The sequence below is a fragment of the Desmospora activa DSM 45169 genome (assembly GCF_003046315.1).
GTDB classification, from domain to species: domain Bacteria; phylum Bacillota; class Bacilli; order Thermoactinomycetales; family DSM-45169; genus Desmospora; species Desmospora activa.
This window is the reverse complement of sequence record NZ_PZZP01000001.1, coordinates 315,049-327,216: the sequence shown is the minus strand read 5'-3', so window position 1 is coordinate 327,216 and position 12,168 is coordinate 315,049. Positions and strand designations below refer to the sequence as shown.

The following is a 12,168-nucleotide window of genomic DNA, read 5'->3' as shown; positions in this document are numbered from 1 at the left end:
CGATCGCGCACTGTAAACGAAGCGGAATCTTCCACCACCGGGCTTCGAGCCGTTGGACGCGTCTATGCCGGATGGGGTTTCTCCCAGGCATTTTATCACGAAGAGCAGTTCCGTCAATTGGGCTATCCGACGCTGGATGAATTTCTTACCGGCTTCTGGGAAAATAACTTTGTCAGCCTGGATCCTCATAACCTGCTGTCCATGCTCTGGACCGGGCAACACGGCGATATCAGCACCAATGCCATGTACGATGGCGACTTTGAGAAAGCACTCGGCAGCATTAAAGCCCGAGCGGTCGTCATGCCGGGGGCAACAGACCTGTACTTTACCCCGGAAGATAGCCAGTATGAGACAGAACGGATGCCGAACGCCATCTTTCGTCCCATCCAATCTGTTTGGGGCCACTTCGCCGGCCGTGGCATCAACCCGAAGGATACGACATTCATTGACGACCAATTGAAACAATTGCTTGCTTAATTCAACGAGTCCTCTCTGCAAAACAAACCGTCTCCGGGTTCAAAGTTCCCAGCCGAAAAAATAGCTTTTGCTTTTAAAAAAACACTCCCTTAGGACAAGTGCCCTGACGGAGTGTTTTTATAATGGGAACAGCATGAGTTGCTAGTAGCTGTTCTATTGATTTACTCTCACATGGAAATACTCACCGGGATACGTCCTTCCATCGATGATACGGTCATAAGCATACCAAGCCCCCAACCATCTGCCGGCTGCATTATTATCATCAGCTGAAATCATGCGGATGGAGAAGTTACCGTCAGCAAAAGCAGTACCCTCCCACGTTGAGGCAAAAGGGAACTCGTCGCATTGGTTATTTTCTGGTCTATCCGGGAACCATCGATCACACTCGGATCGCGTCCGATTCCGATTTTGATTATATTCATCAGGATGGTGCCGGCGGGTCAACCGATGAAGCGGTCGATCCCCCTCCGCTCCAGGTATCTGTTTGTTTACCTTTGGTGGAACAGTGGAACCGGGCCGCTCCATTGCATCCTTATAATGCTGAGCTGCTTCGTTCATCGCCGGTTCACTGAGCGAATATTGGAGAACGGGCTTTGCGCGAGGAAAGATGGCGCCGTGTGGGAAATATTGTCTCGGATAAAAAACAAACATATACCGAGCCGAATCAAACCGGACTTCTTCTCTCGGACTGTCCTGTGTTCGTGTCGGTAGACCGGAAGGAGAAACCGTTGACCGAGCCCAGAACTCCAAATATCCCAACCGATCGGGGTTATAGTCTGTTATTTCAGGAGGGATGGAGTACAGTTTCTTCGTTCCAAAGCCATTATTTTTCCATTGGGCAACCGTTCGTTCAACGGCAGGAGTGCTCGCATCCTCGCGACAATCCCCTGGATTGACCAAGGCAGCACAGTTGACATCAATCTTCAGTTTGGCCCCATTCATCCGGGGATGAGTCACTTGAATGTTATCCACATAATAGTCAAACTGCGCTTCCCGTTTTCCGTTTGAGCCAAAGCCAATTAGTGTCAATCGGTATTGAACCCCATAAGTAGTACACCTTATAAACGGCCACCATCCCCGACATTGCACCTCTACATAGCTAAAGTTACCCGCTCGACAAAAGGCATACCGGTTTTTAGCCCAGCCTTCTAAAGTACCGCCAGCTGGATTATCCAAACACTCCTGTTTAGCAATATAGTCGTACCGAAATTGTGGAGGATTCCAAGTGTCGGCCGTCTTGACAGGGGGATCCATATTCACGGTGTACGGTTGTTTCTTTTGCTTGGACTCCTCCTGTATTTCTTCCAACGTTCGTAACGGTTCTGATTTCGATTTTCCTTGTAACAAGCCCAACTCTTCCGGTGATTTCCCCTCTTCTAGCTGCCGTTTAATCTCCTCTTCGTTTTCTAAATCCATGGGGAGATAAGTAAACGAGCCGTGAGAATCAATCTCTTCTGCAGTATCCGGCTTCTTCGCTTCCACCTCCGCACTTGGTGCAATGAGCAAAGTGAGCAGAAGCACAACGATCAGCATTTGTTCCCACATCTTTTTTCGGTGCATCGGATCACTCCTTTCGGAAGATAAGGTTATATTTTCTAGATTTAATTGATGAAACCTTCCAAAAAACAAAAAAATACGTTTCATATTGACGAAACGGTTTCAGTAAAGAAGTGATTTTGCCCGTAAACAAATAAACCGCCAATTTTAAAAGGTCGGCGGTATTAATCGACGATACATTTCACTTTGGCGTGAGTTATTCTATAAAAGTACGGACACCCCAGATATTTTGCAGTCTAAAAATCTTAAATATCGTAACATCGGCGCTTATTCAAAAGTTGATTGATTCTTATTCGATTGTATCTTTGCAAACAAAAGGGGTATATATTGATGATGATATTTAGTAAGAGAAAAAACAGCAAAAATAGAACATCAAAAATGCCGTTTATAAACATCGCTATTCGAAGCGTATACAATAACATCACTACTGCTATGAGCAGATGAGCCCTTTCACTCTTCCTGGTTTTTCTTTCAAATGCTTTTAATCCGTCAATCGAATATTCGGTTAAAAAATAGTTTTTAAACGGAAATTCGTTTCTTCTTTTTTTAGCAATAAGCAGTAGTTTCTTTTTAAAATGATTGATTCCGATCGATTCATAAATCTTCCCTTCTTGTTCCCACCGTTTAACCCTAAAATACTGATCGCCAAATATTATATCTAATATTTTTTTAGGATGTCGATTCGGATCTTCCATCAGGTCACATCCTTTTTCGGGAAGTTGGTAGATGTAACAAAGCTAAGCTTAACCGAAAAAGTAACCGAAGGGAAATGCGTTTGCTCTCGCTGAAACAACAACTGAAGCGCATAATATCCTTAGGAGTTGGAAATCGAGCCGACGGTTCGGTTTTTCTTCGCACATCCTCACCATCTCAGCCAATCAGTCCGTTTTAAATCGGGTCAAATGGGAAACCGCCGATCTTGAACGGATCGGCGATTTATTTATTTTCTAACCCTAATTATTTCCGTTGCGAAAAAATAACGATTCCCCTTATAATTGATCACATGTACTTTTGCCACGACACTTCGCTGCCAGTCGGCAAAAAGGCCGGTTTAAAGCGGAGGTTTTTTATATTTTTATCCAAGAAGGTATGTAGAAAGGTTGTATATCATGCAAACGCAAGTATCCACAAAACCGCTTATCCAGCAAAGCCGAGGGATGATGGCACTCATCCTGGGAGCGCTGTGCGCTTTTGGACCTCTCTCCATCGATATGTATCTCCCTTCACTACCGGAGATTGCAAACCAACTGCATACCGGGACTTCCCTGGTTCAGGTAAGTTTGACGGCCTGTCTGTTGGGGTTGGCTTTGGGACAATTGGTCGCCGGTTCCCTCAGTGATACTCATGGCCGCCTCACCCCTTTGAAGATCGCATTGATCGTTTATGCCATCGCTTCGATTCTTTGCGCCGTCAGCCCTTCCATCGAGTTATTGATCGCCTTTCGATTCATCCAGGGAACGGCTGGCGCTGCGGGTATTGTGATCTCCCGGGCCGTCGTCCGCGATCTCTATTCGGGGGTGGAGATGACCAAATTCTTTACTCTTCTTATGCTGGTTAACGGTTTGGCCCCGATTTTCGCCCCTATATTGGGAGGGGCTTTACTGATGGTGACCTCCTGGCGAGGGGTATTTGTCGTATTGGGACTCTTCGGTATCCTAATGCTCCTGGTTGTCACCACCTCTCTTCCCGAGACACTTCCGCAAGAACGCCGATCCGCTGGCGGCATCCGAGAAACCGTATCCATTTTTAGCCGCCTGCTGAAGGACCGCATGTTTATGGGGTACACCTTGATACAAGGATGTGCCATGGCCGCCGTCTTTGGCTATGTATCCGGCTCTCCCTTTGTGATGCAAGAAATCTTCGGAGTATCTCCCCAGGTATTCAGCCTGCTCTTCGGCATTAACGGTCTTGGCTTAATCATTGTCAGCCAGATCACGGGCCGCCTTGCGGGTCGAATCCCTGAGAGGAACATTCTAGTCGCTGGCCTGTGCTGCGCCCTTTGCGGCGGTCTGGGCTTATTGATCACCGTTTTGGCAGGAGGAGGGATCTTTCTGGTTGCGCTGTGTCTTTTTTTCGTCGTCGCCAGCGTCGGATTTATCAATCCGACAGCCTTCTCCCTAGCAATGCAGGAACAGGGACAATCAGCAGGCAGTGCCGCCGCTTTGCTGGGTATGTTCACTTTTATCACCGGCGCCTTGTCGGCACCTTTGGTCGGCCTCGGCGGCAGCGGTACAGCAGTCCCGATGGGCATCGTAATCGCCGTCGCCGAAGTGGGGGCCGTGCTGTCCTACCTTTTATTAATCCGACGTGAGTTGAAAGCGTCTTGATTCGTCCCCATTCAGCCAAATGGATACTTATCCGTAGCCAAACAGCCCTTCCAAAGTGGAAGGGCTGTTTGCTTCTGACAAGGTTAAACGTTCGTCGAAAAAATGATACACCTTTACACAAGAACCGTCTTTCTAAGGTTTCGTTCAATTCCGTTGTTGAAAAGCCATTTGTACACCTAAACCGAGGTAGACAGAACCAACTACCTTACCTTGCCAGCGAGCAATCCTTTGATTCCGTGACAGCCATTTTACAAATGATCCGGCAACAATGGCTATCAAGGTTGTATACAATATGCTCAAGACAACAAAAGTTATCCCAAGGAACAATAATTGAGTGACGATTGGTCCTTTTTCCGGATGAACAAATTGAGGGAGAAACGATAGGAAAAATAAAGCCGTTTTGGGATTTAGGATTTCAGTTAAAACCGCTTGATGAAAAACCCGTCGGCCATCAACGCGATGGATTGATGCGATGTGGATACTTTCCGTTTTTTGAAGAAAAGTACGCATTCCTAAATAAACCAGATAGGCTGCACCTAGATATTTTATAATCTCAAAGGCAGTGGCGGATGTCATTATAATAGCAGAAAGACCAAGCACTAAAGCGATTGTATGAATCAAATCACCGACACCGATTCCAATCCCCGTAAATATTCCACTCTTCCTCCCTCCATTCACACTTTGAGCAAGTGTTAACATCACGGCTGGACCAGGGATTATAAGTAGTGCCAATACAACCAATACAAATGTAACCATGATAATTCTCCTTCATGACATTTACTATGATATATCGCAATTATCTTACCACATACAATAACATAACCACCGTGTTGTATAGATGGCGATTTAATGCCTCATCCCCTTCACAAACCGATGTTTTTTCCATTATTAACGCCGTTACCATCAAAATCACTTACCAATCCTGAGAATATGATATGCTCCTGGCAGAAAGCGAAAATCCGTAGGTATTAGCTCCACCGTGACGCCTTGTTGTTTGAAGGTATCCATCAATTTATCCAAATGCGGATACGGTTCTCTTTTGAATCCGACCAAGGGATAAAGGCGAATTTCACCACCCTTACGGCAGATCCGGATTAACTCACTAATCGCTTCCAAATGGTAGGTATAATCAAATTGCTCTTGGTATAAAAACAAAAAATGGCTACAAAGGATCAGTGAAGATGTTGGATTTGATCGATTTTTTCAGTAGTTGAGACGATCTCATCTCCTCCCCGTTCCTTTATCTCCTCACTGCTCAGTTTATAGAGTGGATCCACGGCAAAAGCCGCATACCCCCTGCCGTTGGCTTCCGCCACAAAGGAGGAAGCCCCCGCTGCCACATCCAGTATTTCCCCTTGTGACATCACGCCATGGTCCAAAGCAAACATCGTTTGATACTCATCAAAGGAACGGCAGGTCATGGCTACCCCGATTTGCTCGTAGTGTTCTGTACTCATAATACTTCACTCCTCCCACCTCAACATGGCACCTTAATTGGATTATATCACCATGGAAACCAACACAGTAAAAGTATAAAGTGTACCGTCAACATAAAAGGGGGTGGGGGTGAAAACGGCAGCAAACAACCAAAAAACCCCTCGGTCAATCGCTGGGTTCCCCTACCAACACAAAAAAAAGCACCCTTTGTTGGATGCCTCTCTGCGTCGCGATCATCATTTCTTTTCTTCTTCTTTTGCCAAGTGCTTTCGTAAAACCATCGGCAACACACCGCCATGACGATAAATATCCACTTCCGCTTCTGTGTCAAATCGGATCATCGCTTCAAACGCTGTCCGACGTCCCTCTTCATCCACAGTGGTCACGGTTATCGATTGATGCGGCTGGAGATCTGCACCGATGGGGATGTCGTAAGACTCCCTTCCTGTTAAGCCTAGACGATCCGCATTTTCTCCCTCTCTAAATTGCAGCGGAAGCACCCCCATCAAGGCGAGGTTGCTGCGATGAATCCGTTCAAAACTCTGAGCGAGCACGACCTTTACACCGAGGAGTTGCGTCGCTTTTGCCGCCCAGTCCCGTGAACTTCCCATCCCGTAGTCCAACCCGGCGATAATGAGCAGTCCGGTTCCATCTGCTTGATATTTCATCGCCGCCTCATAGATAGACAACACTTCTCCAGTCGGAAAATGGGTGGTAAAACCCCCTTCCGTTTCCGGAGAGATCTGATTGCGGAGGCGGATATTGGAGAAGCCCCCACGAATCATCACATGGTGATTTCCGCGACGAGCGCCATAAGAGCTTAACTCCTCTCTTGGAACCTCTTTTTCCAATAAATATCGACCGGCTACACTGTTTGCCGGAATCGTCCCTCCCGCCGGGGAAATATGGTCAGTCGTGATGGAATCCCCCAGTTTGGCGAGCACCCGTAACCCTTGAAGTGGTCGGATATTACCCGGATCTCGTGTTAGGTTTTGAACGTATGGCGGATTTTGCAAATAAGTAGAGGTTTGCTCCCACTCATACAGAGGGGTATGGCTCGCTTCCAACCGGTTCCAAGAGCGATTTCCGGTAAAGATTTTCTCTTTTTGAGCAGCAAAGAGATCAGGCGTAACCGCTTCCGCTATCGCTTTCTGAATCTCAGCCGCCGTCGGCCACAGATCCGCCAAGTATACCTCATTGTCGTCTTGATCCTGTCCAAGCGGTTGATGCTGAAGGCCAATATTGACCGTCCCGGCAATGGCGAAAGCGACCACAAGCGGCGGGGAGGCGAGGAAATTGGCCTTGATGAGCGGATGGATCCGGCCTTCAAAGTTGCGGTTGCCGGACAAAACACTTGCGACAATCAACTCTTGCTCCAGAATGGCATTAGCCACTTCTTCCGGTAGCGGACCGGAGTTGCCGACGCATGTTGTACATCCGTATCCAACCAAATAAAATCCCAGCTTCTCCAGGTATGGTAAAAGATTCGCCTTTCGTAAATACTCCGTCACCACCCTAGAACCTGGTGAAAGGCTTGTCTTGACATAAGGAGGAACCGTTAACCCCTTTTCCACCGCTTTTTTCGCCAGCAGACCCGCTCCGATCATCACATGGGGATTGGACGTATTGGTACAGCTAGTGATCGCAGCCAAGACGATGGATCCGGTTTTCAGGGTAGAGGTTATCCCATTTTGATGGGCGATGACCGCTGTTTTATCGATTTCATTGTCATTCAGACCGTATCCATGATTGCCTGCTTTATGGGTGAGCGCCTGTTGAAATGAATCCTTTACATCCGATAGGCGAATTAAATCTTGGGGACGTTTGGGACCGGCAACACTTGTTTCAATCGTCGACAGATCGATCTCGATCACATCGGAATAAACCGGTTCTTCCGCATCGGGGGTAAAGAACAACCCGTTTGCTTTGCAATAAGCTTCCACCAACCGTACATGCTCCTCCGATCTTCCGGAGAGGCGGAGATAATGTAACGTCTCCTCATCGACGGGAAAAAACGTGACGGTTGCCCCATTTTCCGGAGACATATTGGAAACCGTCGCTCTGTCCGCCAAGGATAAGGTAGAGACTCCTTCGCCGAAAAATTCCACAAATTTATCCACTACCTTTTTCTTACGAAGAAGGTGGGTGATCGTAAGCGCCAGATCGGTGCCCGTTGTCGTAAGCGGCAATTTTCCTTTGAGCCGAATCCCGATCACTTCAGGCGCCGGAAAGCGGGAGGGCTGACCCAACATCGCCGCTTCCGCTTCAATTCCGCCGACTCCCCAACCCAATACACCTGCACCATTGATCATCGGTGTATGAGAATCGGTACCAAAGCACGTATCCGGGAAAGCCAGATATTCTCCTGACTCCTCCTCCCGACAATGGACCAAGGAAGCCAAGTATTCCAAGTTGGCTTGATGAATGATCGATGTCGACGGAGGCACCGCTCGAAAATGCCGGAAGGAATGAGTGGCCCATTTAAAAAATCGATAACGCTCCTCATTCAATTGAAACCCGCGATCCACATTATATTGCAATGCATCGGGGGTCCCAAACCGATCGACCTGCTCCGCATGATCCATCACCAAGTCCACCGGAATTTCCGGATTGATCTGTTCGGGATCTCCCCCCATGGCCGCCATCGCCGTTCGTAGCGATGCCAGATCGACGACAACGGGTACCCCTGTAAAATCCTGCATCACGATGCGGGCCGGCCGAAAGGGCACATCTACATCCTTTTGTGCCTGATCGCTTCCCCATCTTACCAAGCTTTCGATATGTTTGCGTGTAATCATCGATCCGTCATACTGACGCAGTACCGACTCCAACAAGATCTTAATCGAGTAGGGCAAGCGGGAGACATTCCCTACTCCTGCCTCCGCTAACGCTTGCAAGCGATAGTAGTAAACGTTCTTCCCGTTGACCGAAAAAGTTGAACGAGCATGGAAAACATCCTTTTGTGCCATCACGGTCTCCCCCTTTATGCGGGAATATACAACTCACCCTTCATAATTCGCCTCGCAGTTCGATCGATGCCGACCAAAGCTACATCGCTGCCATCTTCCATCAAAGCGGCACGAACTTCCGTCACGCCTTCTGGATGCCCCATGCGAATCAGGGCTGTCCCCGTCGCGTCCGCCTTTTTCGTGTATCGGTTCGGGATCGTACCCAGAATCAAAGCCGCAGCCGCGATGCAATAAAAACCACTTCCCGCAAAGGTGCGATGAAATTTCCCCATTGACAACATCTTGGCAACCACATCTACATCCTCCGCTTTGATCGCTTTTCCCGCTGATGTGGTGTAATCTTGCGGATGAGTCACAAGCGCGATTTTAGGAATGGCAGGGGTTTGTTTCGCTTCTTCCGCCGTCTGCGCCATTCCAGCGGCAACTGCTGCTTGGAGGCGGATATTCTCTAGCTCTTGTAAAAGTGCGGCATCCGCTGCCAGGGCGCTATTGGGCTCTGTTCCCTTCAGGCCGAGATCCGCAGCGGATACAAAGACAAACGGATTTACAATATCGATAAAGGAGACTTCATAGGTCCTCGATTCCGTCGCGATCGTCGCCTTTACCCCCAACGGCAGGGTACTCCCGGTTTTACCACCGCCGGGTGACAGGATATCGACGGAATACTTGGCTCCGGCTTGATGAAGACCCGGCATCAAAAAATTTCCCGTTACCTTGGCTTTGCCATTAACCACCGGAACCGTAATGTGTAACGTCTTTCCGATGTTGGTGTTAAAGATGGAAACCTTCACTTCACGGTCGGAAGGATCAACTTGTACATAGCCTTCATCAACGGCAAAAGCACCGACACCGGCCATCAGGTTGCCACAAGTCCCTCTGTCATCCACCACCTCTTCACCGATGCCGATCTGGTAAAACGTGAAATCGACATCAGCTCCCCCCATCGTCGAAGGAGAAATGACACACACCTTGCTGGAATGGGACGTACCCGCTCCCAAGCCGTCAATTTGCGAGGGATTATACGCATCGATCCCAGCCATAAAAATCTTCTTTTGTTGTACCATCTCTTCAGGTAAATCATGCTTATGAAAAAAGAGACCCCGGCTTGTTCCACCACGATAAACGGCACATGGCACCGTAAATTGAGACATTCCTATCCCTCTCCCATCATGATGTTTAATTTGATTATAAGCCAACGTTAGATCCCAAAAAAAATATCGATATCTGATACTTAACCATAACCAATGGGAATGGCTCATCGATATTAAAGAGCTGTTCTCAACCGCTAGAGGGAAATTTTAAGAAGCAAAGTATCTACGGATTACATAAGCGAGAAGTAGTAGACGGTCTGTTCCGACCCATGTACAAAATTGGCATGTTGCTTGCTTAGGGATTCTGATATCTCCCGATCTTTGATCGAGTGTATGAGCAAACCCTGATACACCCAGAAGTGTCTGCACTCCTTAGACCACAAACCTCCTCCCTTCGCGTTGGGCGGGAAGTTCATTCCTGAGTATCCGTCATAAATCGGACAAAGGCCCGTACGGAATGGAGGTGTAGCGATTCTTGATAATAAAACATCCATGTTTGCCTTAATAAAGGGTTTCCCGCTGCATCCGTAATGTTTATCTTATTTACATCCGCTACTCCGTCCAACATCGCTCGGGGGACAATCGCGTATCCTAGGCCATTGATAATCATTTCCCGACACGTATCCACCTTGTCCACATTCATGCCGACGAGGGGTGGTTCGGTGTAATTTTCCGTCCACCAGTTATCCATCAACTTCTGAAACGGAGATTCCGTTTGATAGTTAATTCGCGGGTGTGTGGGAAGCTCTTTTAGATCGATCGTTTCAACCGATGCGATACAGATGGGTTCCTCAAACAGCAGATGCTTTTGATCGGGCCAGCTGTAATCCCCGCGTACAAACCCAATGTGAACCTCACGGTTATATACCAACTGATGCACTTCCCGGGACCAACCGGTGGTTACTTGAAACTCAACCTGAGGATATCGACTTTTAAACGCTTTCAATATACCCGGCAATTTAAACTTGGTAAAGTAATTAGAAACTCCTAATCGCAGAGGTCCGGCGACCTTGTCATCAATATTTTGTACCTGTTCTTTAATTTGGCGAAGATTAAACAGCATCTCCTTTGCAGCCTTTGCCAAGTACTCTCCCTGCGGGGTAAAGTGAACACCCCTTCTCCCTCTCTGTACAATTTTCACTCCCAATTCTTTCTCGATGTGACGCAGCCGTTTAGTCAATGAAGGCTGGGATATAAATAATGCCTGAGCGGTTCGTGTAATATTTTTGTATTTGTAGAGCTCTTGTAACACCACCCAATCGCGATCCTCCATCGCTCGCCCATCCCTCCTTACTATTCGTGAGATGCAAATCGGTTATAACCAACCATCACCATTATATATTTTATAAATAAACAATTTTATATTACATTTGCTCATAAGATGAAGGAGGGATCCACTTTGACAAACATCATAAGCCAGTTCGGTAAAATCCCTACCCCCTGCATTTCCGACGCAATGCAAGGCTTAAATAACATGAACTCCTCCATTAAACCTTTAAAAGAGAGCCATAAGCTTGTCGGAAGAGCGTTTCCCGTCAAAATGCCGGTGGGAGACAATCGTGTCGTTCTGCAAGCCATTCGTGAAGCGCAACCGGGAGACGTTCTTGTCATTGACGCAAAAGGAGATACGTATCGAGCAGTTGCCGGTGACTTTGTTGTAGGAATGGCACAAGCGTTGGGAATCAAGGGACTAATCGTGGATGGTGTCATTCGTGATATTCAAGGAATCAAGGAGCTAGACTATCCCGTCTTTTGTAAAGGGACCACTGTAGCAGCCAGCGGTAAAGCCGGGGCGGGGGAGATCAATGTTCCCATTTCCTGCGGTGGAGTCACCGTTCACCCCGGCGATCTGATCGTAGGGGATGTTGACGGTGTAGTAGTGGTCCCACAAACAAAAGAACAATCCATCTTGGCAAAAGCAATGGAGAAAATGGAAAAAGATCAGAAACGGGCCACTCTACTCTCTTCACATCCCGATGAGATCCGAAAGTATCTTGATGATTTGCTTGGATGATATCAGAAATAACAGGTTAAAGATCAGTTAAAACTTGTGTAGAAATAATAACGGCGGTAAGGGAAATCCCTACCGCCGATCGTATGTAACCGCCATCCTTTTATTTCTATTCATTATCGTATCTCTCCCTACACCCTATAAAAGGAGATACCCGTCTACTTCCACTTTCGCGAATTTGGCTGTTGAAACCCGTTTACTTCCGATTCATTCGATTGAAAGGGAATTGGCTTAATATTTCAGCGGTGAATTAACCGTCTTTCAAATGGTGAGCTAGGCGGTTATGGCGGCGGTCTAAC

At 47.5% G+C, this 12,168-nt stretch carries 9 protein-coding genes and 1 pseudogene; 3 read left to right on the top strand and 7 right to left on the bottom strand.

The genetic code is table 11. The features are described 5' to 3' along the window. Positions 1–36: 36 nt before the first annotated feature. Positions 37–477: pseudogene (locus tag C8J48_RS01645) on the top strand (alpha/beta hydrolase family protein); the annotation flags it as partial. A 153-nt stretch (positions 478–630) separates the two neighbouring features. On the opposite strand, the gene C8J48_RS01640 reads toward C8J48_RS01645, so the two are convergent. Then, a complete protein-coding gene (locus tag C8J48_RS01640) occupies positions 631–2,037 on the bottom strand; it encodes a NucA/NucB deoxyribonuclease domain-containing protein (protein ID WP_170105059.1) in 1,407 nt (468 codons plus the stop codon). A gap of 242 nt (positions 2,038–2,279) precedes the next feature. After that, a complete protein-coding gene (locus C8J48_RS01635) occupies positions 2,280–2,729 on the bottom strand; it encodes a glycosyl-4,4'-diaponeurosporenoate acyltransferase CrtO family protein (RefSeq protein ID WP_107724650.1) in 450 nt (149 codons plus the stop codon). A gap of 414 nt (positions 2,730–3,143) precedes the next feature. On the opposite strand from C8J48_RS01635, the gene C8J48_RS01630 reads away from it, so the two are divergent. After that, positions 3,144–4,361: a multidrug effflux MFS transporter gene (locus C8J48_RS01630; RefSeq protein WP_107724649.1), complete on the top strand. Its 1,218-nt coding sequence runs from the start codon at positions 3,144–3,146 to the stop codon at positions 4,359–4,361. A 144-nt stretch (positions 4,362–4,505) separates the two neighbouring features. Here C8J48_RS01630 and C8J48_RS01625 read toward each other — a convergent pair whose 3' ends face one another. The 5 genes from C8J48_RS01625 to C8J48_RS01605 all read right to left on the bottom strand — a co-directional run bounded on the left by C8J48_RS01625 (position 4,506) and on the right by C8J48_RS01605 (position 11,131). Further along, positions 4,506–5,117: a LysE family translocator gene (locus C8J48_RS01625; protein ID WP_107724648.1), complete on the bottom strand. Its 612-nt coding sequence runs from the start codon at positions 5,115–5,117 to the stop codon at positions 4,506–4,508. 416 nt (positions 5,118–5,533) lie between these two features. Further along, complete coding sequence (locus C8J48_RS19265; protein WP_342748205.1) at positions 5,534–5,818, bottom strand: hypothetical protein; 285 nt, start codon at positions 5,816–5,818, stop codon at positions 5,534–5,536. A gap of 216 nt (positions 5,819–6,034) precedes the next feature. Beyond that, positions 6,035–8,767, bottom strand: a complete 2,733-nt coding sequence (gene acnA / locus C8J48_RS01615; protein WP_107724647.1) for an aconitate hydratase AcnA — start codon at positions 8,765–8,767, stop codon at positions 6,035–6,037. Between the two features lie 14 nt (positions 8,768–8,781). Continuing rightward, the gene (locus tag C8J48_RS01610) at positions 8,782–9,918 is read right to left on the bottom strand and encodes a PrpF domain-containing protein (protein ID WP_107724646.1); all 1,137 of its coding nucleotides are present in this window, start codon (positions 9,916–9,918) and stop codon (positions 8,782–8,784) included. Between the two features lie 352 nt (positions 9,919–10,270). Then, a complete protein-coding gene (locus C8J48_RS01605) occupies positions 10,271–11,131 on the bottom strand; it encodes a LysR family transcriptional regulator (RefSeq protein ID WP_107724645.1) in 861 nt (286 codons plus the stop codon). A gap of 108 nt (positions 11,132–11,239) precedes the next feature. Here C8J48_RS01605 and C8J48_RS01600 point away from each other — a divergent pair, with 108 nt between their 5' ends. Beyond that, entirely contained in the window at positions 11,240–11,872 is a 633-nt protein-coding gene (locus tag C8J48_RS01600; protein ID WP_107724644.1) for an RraA family protein, read from the top strand. Positions 11,873–12,168: the final 296 nt, after the last annotated feature.

Coding starts and splice junctions, on each gene's coding strand:
- C8J48_RS01640 (WP_170105059.1), bottom strand. CDS start 2,037: ATGCACCGAAAAAAGATGTGGGAACAAATGCTGATCGTTGTGCTTCTG.
- C8J48_RS01635 (WP_107724650.1), bottom strand. CDS start 2,729: ATGGAAGATCCGAATCGACATCCTAAAAAAATATTAGATATAATATTT.
- C8J48_RS01630 (WP_107724649.1), top strand. CDS start 3,144: ATGCAAACGCAAGTATCCACAAAACCGCTTATCCAGCAAAGCCGAGGG.
- C8J48_RS01625 (WP_107724648.1), bottom strand. CDS start 5,117: ATGGTTACATTTGTATTGGTTGTATTGGCACTACTTATAATCCCTGGT.
- C8J48_RS19265 (WP_342748205.1), bottom strand. CDS start 5,818: ATGAGTACAGAACACTACGAGCAAATCGGGGTAGCCATGACCTGCCGT.
- acnA (WP_107724647.1), bottom strand. CDS start 8,767: ATGGCACAAAAGGATGTTTTCCATGCTCGTTCAACTTTTTCGGTCAAC.
- C8J48_RS01610 (WP_107724646.1), bottom strand. CDS start 9,918: ATGTCTCAATTTACGGTGCCATGTGCCGTTTATCGTGGTGGAACAAGC.
- C8J48_RS01605 (WP_107724645.1), bottom strand. CDS start 11,131: ATGGAGGATCGCGATTGGGTGGTGTTACAAGAGCTCTACAAATACAAA.
- C8J48_RS01600 (WP_107724644.1), top strand. CDS start 11,240: ATGAAGGAGGGATCCACTTTGACAAACATCATAAGCCAGTTCGGTAAA.